The organism is Embleya sp. NPDC059213, from assembly GCF_042754445.1.
Taxonomy (GTDB): Bacteria; Actinomycetota; Actinomycetes; order Streptomycetales; family Streptomycetaceae; genus Embleya.
Window position 1 is genome coordinate 14,202 of the sequence record NZ_JBHZAV010000046.1, and the last position, 23,261, is coordinate 37,462.

General features: G+C 70.9%; 19 protein-coding genes. 14 read left to right on the forward strand and 5 right to left on the reverse strand.

The features are described 5' to 3' along the window. Positions 1-427 precede the first annotated feature (427 nt). From hpnC to ACFXMF_RS19080, 9 genes are all read left to right on the forward strand, one after another. Positions 428-1,327, forward strand: a complete 900-nt coding sequence (hpnC, locus tag ACFXMF_RS19040; protein WP_379990507.1) for a squalene synthase HpnC — start codon at positions 428-430, stop codon at positions 1,325-1,327. Positions 1,328-1,337: 10 nt separating this feature from the next. Further along, positions 1,338-2,219, forward strand: coding sequence for a presqualene diphosphate synthase HpnD (gene hpnD, locus ACFXMF_RS19045; protein WP_379990506.1), 882 nt, complete (start codon positions 1,338-1,340; stop codon positions 2,217-2,219). An 89-nt stretch (positions 2,220-2,308) separates the two neighbouring features. After that, the gene (gene hpnE, locus ACFXMF_RS19050) at positions 2,309-3,682 is read left to right on the forward strand and encodes a hydroxysqualene dehydroxylase HpnE (RefSeq protein WP_379990505.1); all 1,374 of its coding nucleotides are present in this window, start codon (positions 2,309-2,311) and stop codon (positions 3,680-3,682) included. Next, the gene (locus tag ACFXMF_RS19055; protein WP_360314398.1) at positions 3,679-4,707 is read left to right on the forward strand and encodes a polyprenyl synthetase family protein; all 1,029 of its coding nucleotides are present in this window, start codon (positions 3,679-3,681) and stop codon (positions 4,705-4,707) included. The genes hpnE and ACFXMF_RS19055 overlap by 4 nt, the downstream gene beginning before the upstream one ends. Positions 4,708-4,711: 4 nt before the next feature. Next, a complete protein-coding gene (gene shc / locus ACFXMF_RS19060; protein WP_360314400.1) occupies positions 4,712-6,625 on the forward strand; it encodes a squalene--hopene cyclase in 1,914 nt (637 codons plus the stop codon). A gap of 12 nt (positions 6,626-6,637) precedes the next feature. Continuing rightward, positions 6,638-7,267, forward strand: a complete 630-nt coding sequence (locus ACFXMF_RS19065) for a 1-hydroxy-2-methyl-2-butenyl 4-diphosphate reductase (protein ID WP_360314402.1) — start codon at positions 6,638-6,640, stop codon at positions 7,265-7,267. Next, a complete protein-coding gene (locus ACFXMF_RS19070; protein WP_360314404.1) occupies positions 7,248-8,627 on the forward strand; it encodes an aspartate aminotransferase family protein in 1,380 nt (459 codons plus the stop codon). The genes ACFXMF_RS19065 and ACFXMF_RS19070 overlap by 20 nt, the downstream gene beginning before the upstream one ends. Before the next feature lie 86 nt (positions 8,628-8,713). After that, positions 8,714-9,589: an amidohydrolase family protein gene (locus tag ACFXMF_RS19075; protein WP_360314406.1), complete on the forward strand. Its 876-nt coding sequence runs from the start codon at positions 8,714-8,716 to the stop codon at positions 9,587-9,589. A gap of 5 nt (positions 9,590-9,594) precedes the next feature. After that, complete coding sequence (locus ACFXMF_RS19080) at positions 9,595-10,788, forward strand: amidohydrolase family protein (protein ID WP_360314408.1); 1,194 nt, start codon at positions 9,595-9,597, stop codon at positions 10,786-10,788. A 61-nt stretch (positions 10,789-10,849) separates the two neighbouring features. Here ACFXMF_RS19080 and ACFXMF_RS19085 read toward each other — a convergent pair whose 3' ends face one another. Beyond that, positions 10,850-11,575: an SDR family oxidoreductase gene (locus tag ACFXMF_RS19085; protein WP_360314410.1), complete on the reverse strand. Its 726-nt coding sequence runs from the start codon at positions 11,573-11,575 to the stop codon at positions 10,850-10,852. A 346-nt stretch (positions 11,576-11,921) separates the two neighbouring features. On the opposite strand from ACFXMF_RS19085, the gene ACFXMF_RS19090 reads away from it, so the two are divergent. Continuing rightward, complete coding sequence (locus ACFXMF_RS19090) at positions 11,922-12,407, forward strand: nitroreductase/quinone reductase family protein (protein ID WP_360314412.1); 486 nt, start codon at positions 11,922-11,924, stop codon at positions 12,405-12,407. A 66-nt stretch (positions 12,408-12,473) separates the two neighbouring features. On the opposite strand, the gene ACFXMF_RS19095 is transcribed toward ACFXMF_RS19090, so the two are convergent. Continuing rightward, a complete protein-coding gene (locus ACFXMF_RS19095; protein ID WP_379991107.1) occupies positions 12,474-13,871 on the reverse strand; it encodes an acyl-CoA synthetase in 1,398 nt (465 codons plus the stop codon). A gap of 295 nt (positions 13,872-14,166) precedes the next feature. Here ACFXMF_RS19095 and ACFXMF_RS19100 point away from each other — a divergent pair, with 295 nt between their 5' ends. Together ACFXMF_RS19100 and ACFXMF_RS19105 are read left to right on the forward strand one after the other, a co-directional pair. Beyond that, the gene (locus ACFXMF_RS19100; RefSeq protein WP_360314416.1) at positions 14,167-15,009 is read left to right on the forward strand and encodes a hypothetical protein; all 843 of its coding nucleotides are present in this window, start codon (positions 14,167-14,169) and stop codon (positions 15,007-15,009) included. A gap of 118 nt (positions 15,010-15,127) precedes the next feature. Further along, positions 15,128-15,712 (forward strand): TerD family protein, encoded by a 585-nt coding sequence (locus ACFXMF_RS19105; RefSeq protein ID WP_360314418.1) that lies wholly within the window; start codon positions 15,128-15,130, stop codon positions 15,710-15,712. A gap of 70 nt (positions 15,713-15,782) precedes the next feature. Here ACFXMF_RS19105 and ACFXMF_RS19110 read toward each other — a convergent pair whose 3' ends face one another. Together ACFXMF_RS19110 and ACFXMF_RS19115 are read right to left on the reverse strand one after the other, a co-directional pair. Beyond that, the gene (locus ACFXMF_RS19110) at positions 15,783-16,367 is read right to left on the reverse strand and encodes a sigma-70 family RNA polymerase sigma factor (protein ID WP_360314420.1); all 585 of its coding nucleotides are present in this window, start codon (positions 16,365-16,367) and stop codon (positions 15,783-15,785) included. A gap of 284 nt (positions 16,368-16,651) precedes the next feature. Beyond that, entirely contained in the window at positions 16,652-17,209 is a 558-nt protein-coding gene (locus tag ACFXMF_RS19115) for a DUF3558 family protein (RefSeq protein WP_360314422.1), read from the reverse strand. A gap of 388 nt (positions 17,210-17,597) precedes the next feature. On the opposite strand from ACFXMF_RS19115, the gene ACFXMF_RS19120 reads away from it, so the two are divergent. Both ACFXMF_RS19120 and ACFXMF_RS19125 read left to right on the forward strand, forming a co-directional pair. Then, positions 17,598-20,972, forward strand: a complete 3,375-nt coding sequence (locus ACFXMF_RS19120; RefSeq protein ID WP_360314424.1) for a pyruvate carboxylase — start codon at positions 17,598-17,600, stop codon at positions 20,970-20,972. Between the two features lie 366 nt (positions 20,973-21,338). Continuing rightward, positions 21,339-22,229: an RNA polymerase sigma factor SigF gene (locus tag ACFXMF_RS19125; protein WP_360314426.1), complete on the forward strand. Its 891-nt coding sequence runs from the start codon at positions 21,339-21,341 to the stop codon at positions 22,227-22,229. 170 nt (positions 22,230-22,399) lie between these two features. Here the strand turns inward: ACFXMF_RS19125 and ACFXMF_RS19130 are convergent, their stop codons facing one another. After that, positions 22,400-23,191 carry a PIG-L family deacetylase gene (locus ACFXMF_RS19130; protein ID WP_360314428.1) on the reverse strand — a complete coding sequence of 264 codons (792 nt, stop codon included), beginning with the start codon at positions 23,189-23,191 and terminating at the stop codon, positions 22,400-22,402. Between the last annotated feature and the right edge of the window lie 70 nt (positions 23,192-23,261).

Genomic DNA, 23,261 nt, shown 5'->3' on the forward strand with positions numbered 1-23,261 from the left:
CCGCTATCCTCCGGGTATTCCGCAAATCCGGAAAGTTGATCAACATTTCGCCGGCCACTCGCTTTATCGACCCCACTTGGTCCATTGCGCACGGATAATCGCCGTACTCCTCATGCGGAAGGCGGAACTCCGTACTACTCCGCAGGGAGGGGATCGGGAGACGAAACCTCCTCAGGTGCCCGGAAACCGCCCGGGCATGCCGGACGTCCTGAGTGGTACGGGGATCGGCGGGGGTCCGCGAGAGGCGCGCGGTGATAACAAAAGTGTTTCGCGAAGGAAAAGTCCGGGTGAGCTATGACACGCGTGTTCTCGGTGCTTGATCGATCCGACTTCGATCGGGCAAGCTGAACCGTCAGACCGACCGGGACGGCACGAATTCCTGGCCAACTGTAATGTTGGGAATGTTTTCGGGGGCCCAGGGAGAGATATGGGGAGTGATTCCCGCGGTCCAGAGCGCACAACCGGCGCCGGCGACGAGGACACGGCGGGCATCGACGCCTCGGTCATCGACCCGGACGTGGTCATGCGCCAGGCCGGCCACGAGAACTTTCCCGTGGCGATGGGGATCCTGCGTCCCGACCACCGGCGCCACCTGCTCGCCGTCTACGGCTTCGCCCGCCTGGTGGACGACATCGGCGACGAGGCGGAGGGGGACCGGGTCGCCCAGCTCGACGCCTTCGAGGGCGACCTGCGCCGCGTGTTCACCGGCACCCCCGAGCTGGAGGTGCTGCGCCGGCTGCAACCGAGCGTGCGCGAACTCGACCTGCCGATCGAACCGTTCCTGGGCCTGATCGAGGCCAACCGGCAGGACCAGGTGGTGCGCCGCTACGCGACGTACGACGAACTCGCCGCCTACTGCGCGCTGTCCGCGAACCCCGTCGGCCGGCTCGTGCTGCACGTCTTCGGGCGCGCCACCGAGGAACGCGTGGCCCGCTCCGACGAGATCTGCACCGCGCTGCAGATCGTCGAGCACCTCCAGGACGTCGCCGAGGATCTCGAACGCGACCGGATCTACCTCCCCAAGGAGGACCTGGACCGGTTCGGCGTCACCGAGGCGGACCTGGCGGCACCGACCGCCACCCCCGCGGTGCGGCGACTGATCGCCTACGAGACACACCGCGCGACGCGGTTGTTGCGCTGCGGCGCACCGCTCGCACGGACACTGCGAGGGCGCGAGCGCCTCGCGATCGCCGGGTTCGTGGCCGGTGGACGAGCGGCCGTGGCCGCGATCAAGGACGCCGGTTTCGACGTCCTGGCCCACCGGGCGAAGCCCCGGAAGGCCACCCTGCTGCGTGAGCTGTCCGGCGTACTGGTACGAAAGAGGTAAAAGGGGAACCATGGACGTCGACGCTTCGTATGCGTACTGCGAGCGCCTGACCCGCAATCAGGCCCGCAACTTCTACTACGGCATCAGGCTGCTGCCCGAGCCCAAGCGCCTCGCGCTCAGCGCCGTGTACGCCTTCGCGCGAGAGATCGACGACATCGGCGACGGCGATCTGCCCGCGGATCGCAAGATCGCCGAGCTGGCCCGGATGCGCAAGCAGCTCAAGGACCTGAGCGCGGATCGGGATCCGGTCGCGGTCGCGCTCGCCGACGCCGCGACCCGATTCCCGATCCCGCTGGCCGCGCTCGACGAGCTGATCGACGGCGTCGAGATGGACGTGCGCGAGACCGAGTACGAGACCTTCGACGAGCTGCGGGTCTACTGTCGCTGCGTCGCCGGCACCGTGGGCCGACTCTCGCTGGGCATCTTCGGCTCGCGCGACGCGCTGCACGCGCCCGACCTCGCGGACACCCTCGGCATCGCGTTGCAGATCACCAACATCCTCCGCGACATCAAGGAGGACAAGGACAACGGCCGGGTCTACCTGCCGCGCGAGGACCTGGCCAAGTTCGGCCTCGAAGAGGCGTGGCACAAGGACGGGCGCTTCACCCAGAGCGCCGCGTTCGAGGATCTGGTCCGCTTCGAGGGCGCCCGCGCCGAGCAACTCTTCGAGCGGGGACTGACCCTGCTCCCGCTGCTCGACCGGCGCAGCGCCGCCAGCACCAGTGCGATGGCGGGCATCTACCGCCGACTGCTGACCAGAATCGTGGAGGAACCCGGCCAGGTGCTGATAGGTCGGCTCTCCCTCCCGAACTGGGAGAAGGCCGAGATCGCCACACGCGCACTCGCCGGCCTGCCGGTCGGTGCGCACTCGCTGCTGGCGCGCAGGCGGTGAACGTCGATCGATGACCGGCCCGGGGCCGGCTCGGCAAGCCGGCCGCAGGGGCCGGTACAGGGATTGATCACGTGGGTACGGAGCAAGGCATGAGCGCACGCATGGTGGTGATCGGTGGCGGTCTGGCGGGTATCACCGCCGCGCTGGCCGCCGCCGACACCGGCGTCGAGGTCACCCTCCTGGAAGGCCGGCCCAGACTGGGCGGCGCGACGTTCTCGCTGCGCCGTGACGACATGTGGCTCGACAACGGGCAACACGTCTTCCTGCGCTGCTGTACCGAGTACATCTCCTTCCTGGAGCGGATCGGCAGCGCCGACAAGGTCTACCTGCAACCTCGGATGGACGTCCCGGTGCGCACCCCCTGGGGCACCCGCACCCGGCTGCGCCGCTCCGCCCTGCCCGCCCCGCTGCACCTGTCCTCCGCGCTGGCCCGCTACCCGCTGTTGACCATGGCCGGCCGGGCCCGGGTGGGCCGCGCCGCGCTCGCCCTGCGCAAGCTGGATCCGGCCGACCCGGCCCTGGACGAGCTCACCTTCGCCGCCTGGCTGGACCGCTTCGGCGTCACCGCCCGCGAGCGCGAGGCGATGTGGGACCTGATCGGCATCGCCACGCTCAACCTGCCCGCGACCGAGGCGTCGCTCGCGATGGCGGTCAAGGTCTTCCGCACCGGCGTGCTCGACCGCAACGACGGCGCCGACATCGGCTGGAGCCTGGTCCCGCTCCAGGAACTGCACGGCGACGCCGCGACTCGCGCGCTGGCGCGCGCGGGCGTGCGCACACACCTGCGCACCCGGGTGGACACGCTCGACATCGGCGCCGGCGGCTTCTCGATAGTGGCGGGCGGCGAACGTTTCGAGGCGGACGCGGTGGTGCTGGCGGTGCCGCACTACGACGCGGCCAGGTTGTTGCCCCCGGGCGCCCTGCTGCTGGGCGACATGCCCGCCGACCCGACGCTGCTCGCCGGGCTGGGCACCTCGCCGATCGTGAACCTGCACGTGGTCTACGACCGGCCGGTGCTGGACGTCCCGCTCGCCGCGGGCATCGGCGGCCCGGTGCAGTGGATGTTCGACCGCAGTGCCGGTCACGGTCTGGCGGCGGGCCGCTACGTGGCGGTGTCGCTGTCCGCGGCGGGTCGGGAAATCGACCTGACGAGTGCGCAACTGCGGGATAGGTTCGTTCCGGAGCTGGCGCGCGTGCTGCCCTCGGCCCGGGATGCCCGGGTCGAGCGGTTCGTGGTGACCAAGGAACGCGCCGCGACCTTTCGTCCCGCCCCAGGTTCGGGCCGGCTTCGTCCCGGCCCCCGGACCGCGCTCCCCGGTCTCGCCCTCGCCGGGGCGTGGACCGCCACCGGATGGCCCGCGACGATGGAGGGTGCCGTGCGCAGCGGCCTTTCCGCCGCCCACGAGGCCCTCCCGTATCTCGGCCGAACCCGTGCCATTCCGGAGAGGACGACGCCGCTATGACGCTCGCCGACGCATCGATCGCCCCCGCCGTGCTCGATCGCGCGCGCGAGGCGAGTCGCCCCGCGCTGCGGGTCGCGACGGCCCGACTCGAACCACCGCTGGCCCGGGTGGCCGCGTACCACATGGGGTGGGCCGACGAGGCCGGTCGCGAGCTGCCCGGCAACAGTGGCAAGGCACTGCGCCCCGCACTCGCGCTGCTCTCCGCCGAGGCGGTCGGCGCGTCCACCCGGGTGGGTGTGCCCGGCGCCGTCGCGGTCGAACTGGTGCACAACTTCTCGCTGATCCACGACGACCTGATGGACGGCGACGAGGAACGCCGGCATCGGCCCACCGCGTGGAAGGTCTTCGGCCCGGGTCTGGCCGTGCTGGCCGGCGACGGCCTGCTCGTGCTGGCCGAACAGGTCCTGATGGACGCCGACGACGCGGACGGCGATCGGGCCGCCCGCCTGCTCACCGAGGCCACCGCCAGGTTGATCGACGGGCAGTCCCAGGACCTGTCCTTCGAGGCCCGACTCGACGTCACCGTCGAGGAGTGCCTGACCATGGCGGGCAACAAGACCGGGGCCCTGCTGGCCTGCTCGTCGGCGATCGGGGCGGCCCTCGCGGGCGCCGACGAGCGCACCGTGCAGGCGCTGTACGGCTTCGGGCATCACCTCGGCGTCGCCTTCCAGGCGGTGGACGACCTGCTGGGCATCTGGGGGCGACCCGAGGTGACCGGCAAACCCGCCTGGAACGACCTGCGCCGGCGCAAGAAGTCCGTCCCGGTCGTCGCCGCCCTCTCCGGCGACACGACCGCCGGACGCGAGCTGGCGCGCATCTACACGGACGAGGGACCGCGCAACGAGGAGGGACTGGCCCTGGCCGCCCGCCTGGTCGAGGAGGCGGGCGGACGTGCCCGTACCGAGACCGAGGCGGCCCGGCACCTGGAGCAGGCGATGGCCTGCCTGGATTCCCTGGACGTCCCGCAAGGTACCTACACGGACCTGACCTCACTCGCGGCCTTCACCACCACTCGGGAGTTGTGAAGAGATGACAGTGCTCGACCAGCCGGGAATCGGCGACGTCCACGACGACAGGCTCCAAGGCGCGCTGGACCGGGCCGTCGCCCACCTGATGGAGCTTCAGGACGATGCGGGCTGGTGGAAGGGGGAGCTGGAGACCAACGTCACGATGGACGCGGAGGATCTGCTCTTCCGGGAGTTCCTGGGCATCCGTACCGAGGAGCAGACCGCGGCCGGCGCCCGGTGGATCCGCGCGAACCAGCGCTCGGACGGCACCTGGGCGACCTTCTTCGGCGGTCCCGCCGACCTCTCGGTGACCGTCGAGGCGTACGTCGCGCTCAAGTTGGCCGGCGACGACCCGGACGCCAAGCACATGGCAGCCGCCGCCGCCTTCATCCGCGACGGGGGCGGCATCGCCAACACCCGGGTGTTCACCCGGTTCTGGCTGGCCTTCTTCGGCTGGTGGTCCTGGGACGACCTGCCGGTGTTGCCGCCGGAGATCATCCACCTGCCCAAGTGGTTTCCGCTCAACGTCTACGACTTCGCCTGCTGGGCCCGGCAGACCATCGTGCCGCTGACCATCGTCAGCTCGATGCGCCCGGTGCGGCCCGCGCCGTTCGACCTGGCCGAGTTGCGCCCGAGCGCCGCGGTGCGGGGCCGGCCCGCCGCCGACGATCCGTGGTCCAAGGTCTTCCGGGCGCTCGACGCGGTGCTGCACCAGTACCACAAGGTGCCGTTCAAGCCGTTCCGGCAGGCGGCCCGGCGCAAGGCCGCGCAGTGGATCGTGCAGCGTCAGGAGGCGGACGGCGGCTGGGGCGGGATCCAGCCGCCGTGGGTCTACTCGCTGATCGCGCTGCGGCTGATGGGCTATCCGCTCAACCACCCGGTGATGGCCCAGGGCATCAAGGGCCTGGACGGGTTCACCATCGTGGACACCGACGAGGACGGCCTGCCGCGCCGCAGGTTCGAGGCGTGCCAGTCGCCGGTGTGGGACACCGGGTTGACCCTGGTCGCCCTGCGGGACGCGGGAGTTCCGGCGTCCGACCCGCGCGTGGTCAAGGCCGCCGGGTGGCTGATGGACGAGGAGATCCGCGAGGTCGGGGACTGGGCGGTGCAGCGTCCGGACCTGGAACCGGGCGGCTGGGCCTTCGAGTTCGCCAACGACTGGTACCCGGACACGGACGACACCGCCGAGATCGTGATGGCCCTGCGCTACACCGACCACCCGGACGGCGCGCGCAAGGACGCGGTGTTGGACCGGGCCGAGCGGTGGACGGCCGGGATGCGCAGCAAGGACGGCGGGTGGGGGGCGTTCGACGCGGACAACGTCAGCATTCTGCCGCTCAAGCTGCCGTTCAGCGATTTCGGCGCGGTCACCGACCCGCCCTCGGCCGACGTCACCGCGCACATCGTGGAGATGCTCGCCGACGGCGGCGCCCGCTACAGCTCGTATGTCGCGGACGGCGTCAAGTGGTTGATGGAGCATCAGGAAAGCGACGGTTCCTGGTTCGGCCGCTGGGGCGCGAACTACGTCTACGGCACCGGCGCGGTGGTGCCGGCGCTGGTGACGGCCGGAGTCGATCCGCGGCATGCCGCGATCCGGCGCGCGGTGCGCTGGCTGGAGCTCCGGCAGAATCCGGACGGCGGCTGGGGCGAGGATCTGCGCAGCTACGATCTGGCCGAGACCTGGTCCGGGCGCGGCGAGTCCACCGCGTCGCAGACCGCGTGGGCGCTGCTGGCGCTGCACGCGGCGGGCGAGTTCGGCGAGGTCGCGCAGCGTGGCATCGACTGGTTGACCGACCATCAGAACGCGCTGGGCGGGTGGGACGAGCCGCAGTTCACCGGCACCGGCTTCCCCGGCGACTTCTACATCAAGTACCACATGTACCGGCTCGTCTTCCCCGTGATGGCGCTCGGTCGGTACGCCAAGACGACGGGCTGAACGATGCCCCTGATGGTGGTCACCCCGCTGCGGATCGAGATGCGCGCGGTCGAGGCGGGGCTGATGGGCGCGTTCGACGTGCGGGTGGTGCGCGCGGGCATGGGGGCGGACAAGGCCCGTGCCCGGGCGCGGGCCCTGTCCGCGCTCCCGGCCCGGGAATACGGCGCGCTCGCGGTCGCCGGATTCGGCGCGGGCGTGGGCGAGGGGGTCGGCGTGGGTGACGTGGTGGTCGCCTCCGAGGTGCGCGGCGCGGACGGCACGGTGGTCGAACTGCCCTCCTCCGAACTGTTGTTGGAGTGGATGCACCGGGTCTCGCCGAAGCTGAGGCTGCATCACGGTCCGATCGAGACGGTGGACCGGGTGGTCAAGGGCCCGGCGCGGCAGGCGTTGCGCGAACGCGGGGTGCTGGCGGCCGACATGGAGTCGGTGTACCTGCTCGCGGCGGCGGGCGATCGGCCGGCCGGGGTGGTCCGGGTGATCACCGACACCCCGGAGCGGGAACTGCTCCGGCCGCGCCTGCTGGTGGACGGGTTCAAGGCGTTCCGCACGTTGCGCCACGCGACCCCGGCCCTGCTTGACTGGGCCAACGACGAGCGAACCAAGTCAGGAGGTACGGCGGGCGATGACGTTCGATCTGGGTGAGACGTACGAGGCGTACGCGGACCGCGGCTTCGAGCTGCACGCGAAGCACCTCAACCCGCAACTCCCGCGCGTGCTGCGGACCATCGGCATGGACCGCGACTACGTCCGGGCCCAGGGGCCGTACCTGTACGACGACAAGGGCGATCGCTACCTGGACTTCCTGTCCGGGTTCGGCACCTACGGGGTGGGCCGGCACCACCCGGTGGTGCGCAAGGCGATGCAGGACGTGATCGCCCTGGATCTGCCGGACATCGTGCACTTCCACACGCCGCCGCTGGCCGCCGCGTTGGCGGACCGGCTGCTGGCCCGGGCGCCCGGCATGGACCGGGTGTACTTCTGCAACAGCGGCACCGAGGCGGTCGAGGCCGCGCTGAAGTTCGCCCGCTTCGCCACCGGGCGGCGCCGGATCGTCTACATCGACCACGCCTTCCACGGGCTGACCACCGGCGCGTTGTCGGTCAACGGCGCGGCCGAGTTCCGCAAGGGCTTCGAACCGCTGCTGCCGGACGTGGGCATCGCGCTGGGCGATCTGGACGCGCTGGCCCGGGAGTTGAAGCGTGGTGACGTCGCGGCGCTGATCATCGAGCCGATCCTGGGCAAGGGTGTGCTCGCGCCGCCGCCCGGCTGGCTGGCCACCGCGCAGAAGTTGTTGCGCGAGCACGGCGCGTTGTTGATCGCCGACGAGGTGCAGACCGGGATGGGCCGCACCGGCCGGTTCTTCGCGTACCAGTGGGAGGACGGCGTCGAGCCGGACATCGTCACGGTCGCCAAGGCGCTGTCGGGTGGCTACGTGCCGATCGGCGCGACGCTGACCCGGGACTGGGTGTTCAAGAAGGTCTATTCGACGATGGACCGCGTGCTCGTGCACGACTGCACGTTCGGCGGCAACAACCAGGCGATGGCGGCGGGCCTGGCCACCCTGGCGGTGCTCGACGACGAGGACCTGATCGGCAACAGCGCGCGGATGGGCGATGCGTTCGTGGCCGGGCTGACCCCGCTGATCGACAAGTACGAGCTGTTCGCCGAGGTGCGCGGACGCGGCTTGATGATCGGCCTGGAGTTCGGCAAGCCGCGCTCGCTCAAGCTGCGCGCCGGGTGGACGGCGTTGCAGGCGGCCCGGCACGGGTTGTTCGCGCAGATGGTGGTGGTGCCGATGTTCCAGCGGCACCGGGTGCTGACCCAGGTCGCGGGCGACCACATGGACGTGATCAAGCTGCTGCCGCCCTATGTGATCGGGCCGGCGGACGTGGAGCACTTCGTCGCGGGCTTCGTGGACGTGATGGACGACGCGCACAAGGGCACCGGGCTGATGTGGGACTTCGGCCGCACCCTGATCAAGCAGGCGATGACCAACCGCTGAGGCGCCACGAATCGGCTCTGGCTGGATCCCCCTGCTGCTGTTAAGTTGATGGAGTCAATCAACTTTGATGGTGCAGGGGGTTTGCCATGTCCGCTGTCGGGTCCGCGGCCGGACCGGGGGCGATCGATTTGATGATCGGCTTCCCGAGCGCACAGGCCAAGAGCCACTACGACTTCCTCAAGCCGCAACTGCGCGACGCGGAGAGCGGCGAGATGGAGTTCCCCGCCGAGTACATGTTCAAGGGCGTGCCGAATCGGCTGGCCGAGGGGGTCGATCCGATCGAGGTGACGCTCGGGCAGATGGACGCGTGCGGCGTCGAGATCGGCCTGGTCGGCCTGAGCGAGACCGCGCTGCGCGCGATCGCCGAGCACCCGAAGCGCTTTCGGCCCACGCTGGAGGTGGACCCGAACGACATCACCACGACCGTTCGCCGGATCCGGCAGGCGTACCTGGAGCACCGCATCGTCGCGGTGACCACCTTCCCGGCGGGCTGCAACCCGCAGGTGCCGGTGAGCGATCGGCGCTACTACCCGGTCTACCAGACCTGCATCGACCTGGACCTGCCGATCGTCGCCAACGCGGGCATCGCCGGACCGCGGGTGCCGTCCGCGTGCCAGGACGTCATGCACTTCGACCAGGTCTGTTACGACTTCCCGGAGTTGCGGATCGTGATGCGGCACGGCGCGGAGCCGTGGGAGGACCTCGCGGTCAAGCTGATGCTCAAGTGGCCCGGGCTGTACTACATGACGTCGGCGTTCGCGCCCAAGTACTACCCCAAGGCGATCGTCGACTACGCGAACACGCGTGGCGCGGACAAGGTGATGTACGCGGGCTACTACCCGATGGGCCTGTCCCTGGAGCGCATCTTCCGCGAGTTGCCGGACGTCCCGTTCAAGCCCGAGGTGCGCGCGAAGTTTCTGCGCGAGAACGCCATGCGGGTGTTCAAGCTGGGAGAGGAGTGACCACCGTGTCCGAACGCCACACGATCATCTCGGCGGACGGCCATGCCGGCGCCGGCATGGACACCTACCGCGAGTTCCTGGATCCGTCCTGGCGCGCGGAGTTCGACGACTGGCGGGAGCGGTATCGCAATCCGTTCCGGGACCTCCAGGGCGATCGGCGCACCCGCAACTGGGACGACGACCGACGGATCGCCGAGTTGGCCGCGGACGGGATCGTCGCGGAGGTGGTGTTCCCCAACACGGTGCCGCCGTTCTTCCCGACCGGGCAACTGCTCGCCCGTCCCCCGTCGAAGGACTCCTACGCCCGCCGGCTGGCCGGGATCCGGGCGCACAACCGCTGGCTGGCGCAGTGGTGCGGCGGGGCGAACGCGGTGCGCCGGGCCGGGTTGGCCCAGGTGTTCCTGAACAACGTCGACGACGCGGTCGCGGAGGCGGTCTGGGCCAAGGAGAACGGCCTCGCGGGCATCCTGATCCCGACCACGCCGCCGGACGTGAGCGGCATCCTGCCGCTGTACGCACCGGAGTGGGACCGGCTCTGGGAGGTGTGCCAGGACCTGGAGTTGGCGGTGGTCAACCACGGTGGATCGGGCAGCCCGGACTACGGCGCCTACCCGGCGTCCACCTTCCTGTGGATCGCCGAGGCGACGTTGTTCTCCCGTCGACCGCTGACCCACATGTTGTTGTCCGGGGCGTTCGCGCGTTTCCCCCGGCTCAAGTTCGCGATCACCGAGCAGGGCGCGGCCTGGATCCCGCCGGTGTTGCGGCAGTTGGACGGCTACCACGCGCAGATGGCGAGCGGTCGCATCGGTGAACTCAAGTACACCGAGGCGGATCGGCTGCCGGAGCCGCCGAGCGCGTACTTCGCCCGGAACTGCTGGGTGGGCGCGAGCTTCCCCTCGCCCGTCGAGGCACAGGCGCGGCACGAACTGGGCATCGACCGCTACATGTGGGGCGCGGACTATCCGCACGACGAGGGCACCTATCCGTACACGCGCGAGGCGCTGCGCCGTTCCTTCCACGACGCCTCGCCGGCCGAACTGCGGGCGATCCTGGCCGGGAACGCGGCGACGCTGTACGGCTTCGACCTGACCGCGCTGGACGCGCTGGCGGCCGAGGTCGGGCCGACCCACGCGGAACTCGCCGAGCCGCTGGCGGAGTTGCCCAAGGAAAGCAACAGCCCTGCATTCACCCGGCCCTGACGGCCCGTCATGGCCGGTTCGCGGTGGGCCTCGCCGCGGTGCGGGCGGGGCCCGCCGGCGGTCAGCGGCCCAACACGTGGCCGCCGTTGACGTTGACGAACTCGCCGGTCATGAAGCCGGATTCGGGGGAGGCCACGAAGGTCACGGCGGCGGCGATGTCCTCGGCCCGACCGACCCGCTTGACCAGGGTGGCCGCCGCGCGCCGTTCGTGCTCGGCGGCGTCCTGGACCATGTCGAAGGCGAATTCGGTGTCGGCGATGTAGCCCGGCACGACCACGTTGGCGGTGATGCCCTCGGGGCCGACCCGGGCCGCCAGGGTGTGGTTCCAGGCGTGCACGGCGGCCTTGGCGGCGCCGTACGCGTTGTTCCCGCGCAGTCCCGCGGTCGACCCGATGGACACGATCCGGCCGCCGGGGCGGGCCAGCCGGGGGAGCAGGGCCTCGGTGAGCAGCACCGTGGGCAACACGATGTGGTCGTACATCCGCCGCCAGTGGTCGGCGACCGCGGCCAGGCCCGGCTCGGTGGGCAACGGCATCCGCTGCCCGGCGTTGTTGACCAGGACGTCCACCCGCGCGGGCAGCAACGCGCAGGCCCGTTCCACCGCCTGAGGGTCCGTCAGGTCGACGACGAGGGCGGTGCCGCCGATTTCCTCGGCGACGGCGGCGATCGGCTCCGGCCGCCGACCCAGCACCGTCACGTGGTCGCCCTGGGCGGCGAATCGACGGGCAACGGCCCGGCCGATCCCGCTGCCCCCACCGCTGACCAGCACACATCGCCTTGTATTCATGGCTGTTGCCGCCCCCCGCGTCCGTTCGCCGCCGATGTGCCGCGATCCTACGAGCGGTGCACCGATCCTGCCCGGCCCGCGACGCTGTGATTACGGGCACGTGTGCGATCCGTCACCGAGTGACACGGTGGCCCGGAGTCGGTCCACGGGGGAGGGCGATCCCCGACGGTGTCGTGCGGCTGATCCCGGTGTTGTGCGTCGGCCGGGCCAGGCCCATCCGCGGGCCGTTTCGTCGGCCGTGACGCGGCCCACGTCCGGATCGGTGGACGGCCATTGATGGTTGGCGAGGGCCGCACTAGAGTCGCGCAACCGAACTGCCGCATGTGCCTTCCCTGGAGTAACGATCATGGTGGAACAAAAGAACGACGAGTTCATCGAGCCCTCGCCCGAGGAGATCGTTCTCTTCACCAAGGAGCACGTTTCGCAGATGGAGCAGTCGGACGGTGACGACGTCTGGCTCCTGGCCGGGATGAACCACGTGCTCGTGCACACGGTCGGCCGCAAGAGCGGCAAGCTGCACAAGGTCGCGCTCCCGTTCTGGGCGGACGAGAACGGTCACCGCGTCGTGGTCGGCTCCTTCGCGGGCGCCGCCAAGCACCCGTCCTGGTTCGTGAACCTGTCCGACCGCACGGCCAACCCGCAACTGCTGGTGCGGGTGCAGCACGCCACGTTCTGGAGCACCGCCGAGATCCTCGACGGCGACGAGTACACCAAGACCTGGGCCGGGCTCACCGCCGACCGTGACTACTACAACAACTACCAGACCCGCACCGAGCGGCGGATTCCGCTGGTGCGCCTGCCGGAGACCAGCCTGATCGCCCGCCGCGACTGAGCCTTCGCCACGCCGGCCGCCGTTCGCGTCGAGCGAGCGGCGGCCCGCCGGCGGTGCCGGCCCGGCTCAGTCCGTCAGCAGCTTCTTCTGCACCTTGCCCATCGCGTTGCGCGGCAGGTCGGCGACGAAGACCACGCGCCTGGGGCGCTTGTGCGCGGACAGCCCGGTCGCGACGTGATCGATGAGCTGACGCTCCGTCACCTCGCCGTCCGGCACCACGAAGGCGACGATCTCCTGTCCCAGGTCGGGGTGCGCCACGCCGATCACCGCCGCCTCGCGCACCGCCGGGTGCGCCAGCAGGGCACCTTCGACCTCGCCCGCGCCGATCCGATAGCCGCCGGACTTGATCAGGTCGGTGCCGGCCCGGCCCACGATCCGGTGCCGGCCGTCGGCGTCGATCACCGCGACGTCGCCGGTGCGGAACCAGCCGTCCCGGGTCAGCGTCTCGGCGGTCGCCTCGGGTCGATTCAGGTAGCCCTGGAACAGCGTGGGCGAATCGATCTGCAACTCGCCCACCGTCTCGCCGTCGTGCGCACACGCCGAGCCGTCCTCGCCGACCAGCCGGGTGCGCACACCCGCGAGCGGCAGCCCGACGAAGCCGGGTCGGCGCTCGCCGTCCGCCCGGGTGCTGACCGTGATCAGCGTCTCGGTCATGCCGTACCGCTCGATCGGCCGGTGACCGGTGAGTTCGGCCAGTCGCCCGAACACCGGGACGGGCAGCGGCGCGCTCCCGGACACCAGCAACCGCGCGCCCGCCAACGCCCGCGCCGACTCCGGGTCCTGCGCGATCCGCGACCACACCGTGGGCACGCCGAAGTACAGGCTGCCGCCCGCCTGCGCGTAGGCGGCCGGCTTGGGGCGGCCGGTGTGCACCACACGCGAGCCGACCCGCAGCGCGCCCAGCACACCCAGGACCAGGCCGTGCACGTGGAACAGCGGCAGGCCGTGCACGAGCACGTCGTCCGGAGTCCACGCCCAGGCGTCGACCAGGCCGTCCAGCCCGGCGGCGATCGCCGCGTGCGGCATCAGCACGCCCTTCGGCGCACCCGTGGTGCCGCTCGTGTACAGGATCAGCGCGGTCGTGTCGGGAGCCGGCTGCGGGTGCGTGCTCGACGAGCGCGCGGCGAGGTCGATCGGCGCGGTGGGCAGCCCGGTGTCCGTCCACGGCCCCGGCGCCAGCAACAGCGCGGCACCCGAGTCGGACAGGATGTGCGCGCGCTCCAGCGGACCCGAGTCCGGCGGGACCGGGACCACCGGCACACCCGCCACCAGGCCGGCCAACGTGGCCACCACGGTGCCCAGGCTCGCGTCCGCGCGCACCGCGACGGCGGGCGCGCCCACGATGCGATCGGCCAACGCCGTCGCCGCACCGAACAACGCCTCGCGCGACATCGCCTCCCCGGCCACGACGACCGCATCGGAGCGATCCGGCACGGCACCGTCGACCGAGACGAGAGCAGACACGACCCAACCTCCAACCACGACGACCCAACCCACCGATGCTATTGCGCCGAACGCCGGTCCGAGCCCACCCACTCGCACCCGCCCGGCCCGATGTGCCCCCGGCTGCCCGCCGCACACCGGATCACCGGTGCGAAGCCGGGGGCACCCGCGGGTCCCCAACCGTCGCGGGTTCCGCCGGGGAACCGAGGGTTTGCCCCGGGACAAGGGGGTGCCGGGCGCATAGCGTGGGGCGGGGAACCGGTTCGTCGGGTGGGCCGTCCCAGGGGCAGGACTTTCGGGTGAGCAAGGAGTGGTTGTGCGTCGAAATCCCGTGCAGGGGAGCAGGATCGCGGCCGTACTGGCGGTGTGCGTCTCGCTCGGTGTGCTGACCGCGTGCGGCAACGGGCAGAGCCCGTTGTCCACCATCGAGAAGCCGTCGTCGACCGCCTCGGGGACCGCGAGCGCGGGATCCGGGCTGGACGAGAACGTCCGCAACGAGGACCTGGACGTCGGCGAACTGGTGCGCCGGGCCAAGCAGTCCGCCGCCCGGATCAAGACCGTGCACGTGGTGGCGGACATCGTCTCCGCCGGCAAGGCGGTCAAGCTCGATCTGCGGGTGGACCGCGGCAGCGAGGACTTCCAGGGCACCATCGAGCAGAACGGCGTCAAGCTGGAGGTGCGCCGGGTCCAGTCGGCGATGTACATCAAGGGCGACGAAGCCGCGTACCGCTCGTTGGTCGGCACCGTGGACGGCGACCTGGCCGCCAAACTGCTCGCCGGGAAGTGGCTCAAGGGCGACGCGAACAGCGAGAAGCTGCGCGGCCTGCGCAACATCACCACCGTCGCCGACCCGGGGGCGGCGCTGAAGAGCTTCCCCGAGGACGGCGTCAAGCTGCCCACCGAGACGATCGACAGCCGCAAGATGATCCCGCTCACCGGCCCGCCCGGGGACGACGAGGGCAAGATCTACATCGAGGCCCAGGGCGGCAAGCCGTACCCGGTCCTGATCGTGTCCAAGGACACCGACAACAGCGGCTCGGTCGGCTACGGCGACTTCGACGTGCCGGTCAAGGTGAGCGCGCCGCCCGCCGCCGAGGTGATCGACATCCCCGATCGCTCCACCACATCCGGCACACCCCGCCCCGGCAGCACCGCCTGAGAAGGGGGCGATCTTTCACGACGGGGCGTCGAAGCCACGCCCTAGGATGCTCTCCATCCACGCGCCGCGTCCGTCGACGCGGCGCGCAATCGGGGAACCACCGCGGAGGGGAGTTGCGATGACGGTCGTTCTCGCACAGGGGGAGCGCGTCACCATCGGCAAGGGCGAGGCCGGTTCGGTCGCCCGGGTACGGATGGGGCTGGGCTGGGACCCGATCAAGCACGAGGGGCTGCGCCCGGGCCTGCAGGCGCTCACCGGCGTCGACCTGGACGCGTCGTGTCTGTTGTTCGACGCCGACCACCACCTCGTGGACACCGTGTGGCCGCGGCAGTTGGTGTCCAAGGACGGCGCGGTCACGCACACCGGCGACAACACCACCGGTGCCGGCGAGGGTGACGACGAGTCGATCATCGTCGACCTGGCCGCGTTGCCGCTGCGCATAACGGCGCTGGTCTTCACGGTCAGCGCGTTCTCCAGCGACGACTTCTCCCGGGTCGCCAACGCGTTCTGCCGCGTGGTGGACGAGAGCGACGAGAGCGAACTCGTGCGCTACGAACTCTCCACCGCCGACTCGCACGACAACGCGCAGATCATGGTCAAGCTGACCCGCGGCGGTGACGGCTGGACGCTCACCGCGATCGGTCGGTCGGCCAAGGGCAACACGGTCAACGACCTGCTGCCCGCGGTCCTGAAGTACCTGTAGCCATCCGCCGTCGCGCCCGGACACCACCCACACCGCTCCGGGCGCGGCGGCGCGCCGGGCCGACCCGGGCTCACGCCGCGGCGACGAGCCCGCGTTCCGACGCGTAGTCCGCCAACGCCTCGCGCAGCCGCCGCCGGCCCCGGTGCAGCCGCGACATCACCGTGCCGAGCGGGACGTCCATGAACGCGGCGATCTCCTTGTACGGATAGCCCTCCACGTCCGCGAGATACACCGCGATCCGAAACTCCTCGGGCAACGCGCGCAACGCGGCCACCACCTGCGAGTCGGGCAGGTGATCCAGCGCCTCGGTCTCCGCCGACCGCAGCCCGGTCGATTCGTGCGACCCGGCCCGGTAGAGCTGCCAGTCCTCGATCTCCTGCCCGCCCGACGCCACCGGCTGCCGCTGCTTCCTGCGGTAGGAGGTGATGAAGGTGTTGGTGAGAATTCGGTACAGCCACGCCTTCAGATTCGTTCCGTCCCGGAACTGGTGGAAGGACGCGTACGCCTTCGTGAACGTTTCCTGGACCAGATCCTCCGCGTCCGAGGCGTTGTGGGTCATCCGCAGCGCGGCCGGGTAGAGCGGGTCAAGAAACGGCACGGCGTCGCGCTCGAAGCGGTCCTGCCGCAGCCTCGGGGTGGTCAGGAGATCACTCAATTCGTCGCTCCCGCTACGCAAGGTACGGACCCGTCGGCGCCTGTTCGTCCCCACCGCGCCGAGGGTGTGAAACTCCCCTGCCCATCATGTGCCCGCCGATGCGCGAAACAGCCGGGCCATTGGTCCTTCGTTGTCGCAACCGGCGATCCGCGGGCACGATCGACACCGCCGCCGGGCGTCTTGTGCCGGGCGTCGGTGACGGAGCGTCAAATTTTGTTCACGCTATGCCGATCGTCGCTGTTCCCGGACTCGGCCCGGCGTCCTATTCTCGGGCCATGGGCGGGTCACAGCTTCGCCACCGCCAGGGTGGCCAGCGCGACGAGTTGCTCCTTGCTCGGCGGCGGATCGCCGCCGCCCGCGTTGAGCGAGAACACCGCCGTCTCCTCGCCTCGACGGGCCGCGACCACCAGGACGCCGCCGATCGTGTCCGGTTGCACGTAGACCGCGGCGTCGCCCAGATTCGGCACCTTCTCGGTACGGGTGTCGCCCAGTGTGCCCAGGTAGGCGTCGATCGCCTTGTCCACCCCGCCCGAACTCTTCGACCGGGTCGCGATCGTGCTGACCACCGGGGCTCCGTCGGCCGCCGCGTAGTCACAACCCAGCGGATTCTGCGCGGCCCGCAGCCCCGGCATCGACAACGCCTTCGAAACCTGCTCGGCGGTGAGCATCGCGCACGCGTCGACCGGGCGCAGCTCGCCGTTCGCCCCGGCCCCCGCGCCGCCCGCGGTCGGGCTCGGACTCCCGTCGCCGCCCGCCTTGGTGCCCCCGTCGCCGTCGTCGCATCCCGCCAGCGGCAGTACGACGGCCGCGACCGCGACCACCACGCCCATTCGAACCCTCACGGTCGTCCCCATTTCCCGGTTCCGCTCCGGGGCGTTCCCCGGTCCCCGGCATGATCCGACATTTCCCGGTCCGCGGTGCGGACCCGACCGGATCGTCGCGGTTCGCAACCCCCGCGACAATGCCGCCGCGTCTCGCGATGCGGGCTGCGATCAAGCTCACATCGCCCCTGGTGGACCCGGAATTCGCAGGTGAGACCCACTTGTCGGGCCGGCCCGATGTGCCCGGCATGTGGACCGGGCCTGCGGGGCACCTGCACACGTGTCCTAAAGTCACGCAGGTTCGACCCCGATGCCGCCGCCCCACCACGGGCACGGCACTCTGTCGTCCCGAGGCACCCGTCCGATTTCCCCCGCACCCGGACACCCCGGGCAAGGAGGTACGTAGCTCGTGATCCGTAAGCTGTTGGTGGCCAACCGAGGCGAAATCGCCGTGCGCGCCCTGCGCGCCGCCACCGAGCTGGACATCACCACGGTCGCTGTTTACGCGTACGAGGACCGACACTCCCTGCATCGCCAGAAAGCGGACGAGAGCTACGAGATCGGCGAACGGGGTCACCCGCTGCGCGCCTACCTCGACGTGGACACGATCGTCGGCGCGGCGATCTCGTGTGGCGCCGACGCGATCTACCCCGGTTACGGCTTTCTCTCCGAGAACCCGCTGCTCGCCGAGGCGTGCGAGGCCAACGGGATCACCTTCGTCGGCCCCTCGGCCGACGTGCTCTCGCTCGCGGGCAACAAGGTACGGGCGCTGGAGGCCGCGAAGGGCGCCGGACTGCCCACGTTGCAGACCGCGCCGCCGCAGGACGACGTGGACGCGCTGGTGGCCGCCGCGGACGCGATCGGCTTCCCGATCTTCGTCAAGGCCGCCGCCGGCGGTGGCGGCCGAGGGCTGCGCAAGGTGGACCGCCGCGAGGACCTGCGTTCCTCGATCGAGACCGCGATGCGCGAGGCGCAGACCGCCTTCGGCGACCCCACGGTCTTCCTGGAGGAGGCGGTGATCCGCCCGCGCCACATCGAGGTGCAGATCCTCGCCGGCGCCGACGGCGGCGTGGTGCACCTGTACGAGCGGGACTGCTCGATGCAGCGGCGCCACCAGAAGGTCGTCGAGATCGCCCCCGCGCCCAACCTCGACCCCGAACTGCGGGACCGGATCTGCGCCGACGCGGTGCGTTTCGCGCAGGCGGTGGGCTACCGCAACGCGGGCACCGTGGAGTTCCTGCTCGACGAGCGCGGCCGGTACGTGTTCATCGAGATGAACCCGCGCATCCAGGTCGAGCACACGGTCACCGAGGAGATCACCGGAGTCGACCTGGTCCAGGCCCAGTTGCGGGTCGCCGCCGGTGCGACCCTGACCGATCTGGGCCTGGTGCAGAGCGAGATCCGGATCCAGGGCGCGGCCCTGCAGTGCCGGATCACCACCGAGGACCCCTCGGCCGACTTCCGCCCCGACACCGGCACCGTGTCCGCCTACCGCTCGCCGGGCGGCGCGGGTGTGCGGCTGGACGGCGGCACCTACACCGGTGCCGAGGTGTTGCCCTACTTCGACTCGATGCTGGTCAAGCTGACCTGCCGGGGCCGCACCTTCGGCGACGCGGTCAACCGGGCCCGGCGCGCGGTGGCCGAGTTCCGCATCCGCGGCGTCGCGACCAACATCCCCTTCCTGCAGGCCGTGCTCGACGACCCGGCCTTCCGCGACGGCCGGATCACCACGTCGTTCATCGACGAGCACCCCGAGTTGGTCCGCTCCCGCCCGGGTGCCGACCGAGGCACCCGCCTGCTGGCCTACCTGGCCGACGTCACGGTCAACCGCCCGTACGGCCCCACCCCGGGCATCGCGGTGCCGCGCACCAAGCTGCCAGAGCTGCCCGCCGGCGACCTGCCCGCGGGCAGCCGGGACCGGCTCCTGGAACTGGGCCCGGCCGGCTTCGCCCGCGCGCTGCGCGAGCAGAGCGCGCTGGCGGTCACCGACACCACGTTCCGCGACGCGCACCAGTCCCTGCTGGCGACCCGGGTACGCACCTACGACCTCGCCGCCGCGGCTCCCTACGTCGCGCGGATGACGCCCGAACTGCTCAGCGTCGAGGCCTGGGGCGGGGCGACCTACGACGTCGCGCTGCGCTTCCTCAAGGAGGACCCGTGGCACCGCCTGGCGGCGCTGCGCGAGGGCATGCCGAACCTCAACATCCAGATGTTGCTGCGCGGGCGCAACACCGTCGGGTACACGCCCTACCCGGACAAGGTGTGCGTGAAGTTCGTCGAGGAGGCCGCCCGCACCGGCATCGACGTGTTCCGGATCTTCGACGCGCTCAACGACATCGAGGCGATGCGTCCGGCGATCGAGGCCACCCTGGGCACGCACGCGATCGCCGAGGGCACGCTGTGCTACACCGGCGACCTGTCCGACCCGGCCGAGCAGTTGTACACGCTGGACTACTACCTGCGGCTCGCCGAGCAACTGGTCGAGGCCGGCGTGCACGTGTTGTGCGTCAAGGACATGGCCGGGCTGCTCCGGGCGCCCGCCGCCCGCACGCTGGTCGGCGCGCTGCGCGAGCGCTTCGACCTCCCGGTGCACCTGCACACGCACGACACCGCGGGTGGTCAGCTCGCCACCTACCTCGCCGCCATCGAGGCCGGCGTCGACGCGATCGACGGTGCCTCGGCCGCGTTGGCGGGCACCACGAGCCAGCCGCCGCTGTCCGCGATCGTGGCCGCGACCGACTACACCGAGCGCGCCACCGGGCTGTCCCTGGACGCGCTGTGCGCCCTGGAGCCCTACTGGGCGGCGGTGCGCGAGGCGTACGCGCCGTTCGAGTCCGGCCTGCCCGCGCCCACCGGCCGGGTCTACCGGCACGAGATCCCCGGCGGTCAGCTCTCCAACCTGCGCCAGCAGGCGATCGCGCTGGGCCTGGGCCACAAGTTCGAGGACATCGAGGACGCCTACGCGGCCTCGAACCGGATCCTGGGCAACATCGTCAAGGTCACCCCCTCCAGCAAGGTGGTCGGCGACCTGGCCCTGCACCTGAGCGCGGTGGGTGCCGACCCGGCCAAGTTCGAGGCCGACCCGGGCGCGTTCGACGTGCCGGACTCGGTGATCGGCTTCCTCCAGGGTGAGCTGGGCACCCCGCCCGGCGGCTGGCCCGAGCCGTTCCGTACCCGGGCGCTGGCGGGTCGCACCGCGAGCTCGACCCGCACAGTGGCACTGACCCCGGAGCAGGACGCCGCGCTGGACGGCGACGAACTGCGAGACACGCTCAACCGGTTGCTCTTCCCGGGCCCGGCCAAGGACTACGACGAGGCCGAGCGGTTGTACGGCGACGTCTCCGCGGTGCCGACCGTGCCGTTCCTGTACGGCCTGGTCCAGGGCGAGGAACTGGCCATCACGTTGTCCACGGGCGTCTCGCTCTACCTCGCGGTCGAGGCGGTCGGCGACGCGGACGAGCGCGGCTTCCGCACCGTGTACTGCCGGATGAACGGTCAGCCCCGGGTGCTCTCGGTGCGCGACCGCTCGGTCAAGCCGGCCCGGCCGGAGAGTGAGCGGGCCAACCCGGACAACCCGAAGCACGTGGCCGCGCCGTTCAGCGGTGTGGTCACCCTCCAGGTGGCCGTGGGCGACGAGGTCGAGGCCGGCGGCACGGTGGCGACCATCGAGGCGATGAAGATGGAGGCGTCGATCACGGCGCAGAGCGCGGGCACCGTGGCCCGGCTGGCGATCGGCGCGGTGTCCTCGGTCGAGGCCGGCGACCTGCTGCTCGAACTGGGCTGATCGCTCCGATTCGACTCGACCCGGGTCGAAGTCGGTCGAACCTCGCACCAACTCGATCGTTTCTCACTCGGTCGCAGCACACGAACCACCGTCCGAAGAAATTCGGGCGGTGGTTCGTGGCGTTTTCCGGACACGTTTGGCAGACGTTTGATTACTCGATGCCCGGTTTCGTTGCGCCGTATGGGCTGCTTTCGTTCGTTTTTTCCGTTTCGTCGGTCCGTCGTTTCCCGAGGTGGGGCCGCATGTCGCGATCCTGACGTCAGGACGTACCCCCGGAGGGCTCTTGATCTTCCTGTGCTTCAGGTCACAGACTCGATAGTCACTCGGGGTTATCGGTGTCCATCCATCCGGATTGGGAGACCCTGCATGGCCGTGCGCCTGAGCACCCTCGACACGACCGCGGAACCCCGCGCCGTCGCCCCACCGTCGCCGCCGCCGACCGTCGACCTGGACGAACTGCTGGCGCATCCGCACCTGGTCACCCGGCTGCCCACGCCGATGGCCCGTGCGGCGGGCGATCTGATGCTCGCCCGGCTCGCCACCCTCGAACCGGGCACCGTGGACCACTCGTACCTGCGCGGGTTGCTGGTCGAGTTGAACCTGCCGATGGTCCGGCACGCCGCCGGGCGCTACCGGCGCCGCGGTGAACCGGTCGAGGACATCGTCCAGGTCGGCACGATCGGCCTGATCAAGGCGATCGACCGCTACGAGGCCGATCGCGGCAGCAGCTTCATGGCGTACGCCATGCCGACCATCATCGGCGAGATCAAGCGCTTCTTCCGGGACACCTCGTGGTCCGTGCGGGTACCGCGCCGGCTGCGCGAACTGCGCACCGAACTGCTGCGTGCCACCGACGAACTGACCGCGCTGCACGGCCGCACACCCACCCCGCGCGAGTTGGCCGAGCGGCTGTGCATCACCGAGGAGGAGGTGCTCGAAGGGCTGGACGCCTGCACCGTCTACACCGCGACCTCGCTGGACGAGACCGCCTACGGCGACGCGGACGGCCAGGAGACGGTCGGCGACCGGCTCGGCTCCGAGGACCACGCGCTCGACCTGGTCGAGTACCGCGAGGCGCTGCGCCCGCTGCTGGCCGAACTGCCGCAGCGCGAGCGCGCGATCCTGGTCATGCGGTTCTACGGAAATCTGACCCAGGCGCAGATCGGCGAGCGGATCGGCATCTCGCAGATGCACGTGTCCCGCCTTCTCGCCCGCACCCTGGCATCGCTGCGCGAACGGCTGATGATCCCGGGCTGAGCAGCCCGCGCACGCCGCCGCTGCGACCGTGCGCGTTCCCCTCCGCCGATTCCGCCGCGCGGTCCGGCGGTTGCCGAAGGCGCGTCCGCGGGCCGGCCGAGGCCGCCGGGCGGATGCCCGAATCGGGACGGGGAACGCGCATCGGCGTCGCCGCGAGGTGCACCGTCGATTCAGCGGAAGAGCACCTCGAAGGGGCGGCGGAAGTACGCCAGTTTCTCCGGCGGGAGCGGCACCCGGTCGTCGCGGCCCGGCACCAGCGGGGCTATCTGGGACGCCAGGCAGGACAGCGCCCGCTCCTTGCGGGCCTGTTGCACCTCGGTCAGGTCGACCCGCAGCGCCCGGCTCCACGGCACCCGACTGTCGTCCGGCTCCGCCCACTGCCACATGCGCAGCGGGAACTCCAGCAGACCCACGCCGGTCTCCCGGCATGCCACGTCGGCTGCCCGACCGGTGCTCTCGTGGTCGGCGAAGCCGTCCCCGCGCCAGTTGGTCACACACAGCGCGAAGCCCGAGACGAGCGGGATCAGCCGGTCCACCAGCTCCCGTTCGTGGGTGCTCACCGTGCGGTCCGGGATGCGCAGTCGGATCACCTCGACCGGGGCCACCCCACCGGGATTGCCGACGATCGTGGCGAAGGCCCGGTCCGACTCGCGCACCCGCCGGGCGGCCAGCACCGAACCCGGTAACCGGCTGCCCGGGTGCGACGCGTCGCCGTCGGTGACGCTGACCACCCGCACCGGCGAGCCGTCGGCCACCGCTCGCGAGATCAGCCCGCCCACCCCCAGCAGCGCGTCCTCCGGGTGCGCGGCGACCACCACGAGACCACCCGCCAGGACCGGCCACTCCTGCGGCAGCGGGACCGGCAGCGCCTGTCGCTGCCAGTCGACCTCGGTGGTCCAGGCTCGTCCGGGGGTCGGATCGGGTGCGGGTGAACGCGATCCGCGGAAGGTGGGAAGGCTCATGGTGTCTCCCTGTCGAGAGCGAACTGGGGGTGGCGATCTCCCAATCGTGTGGTCGGCGCCGGGGTAAGAG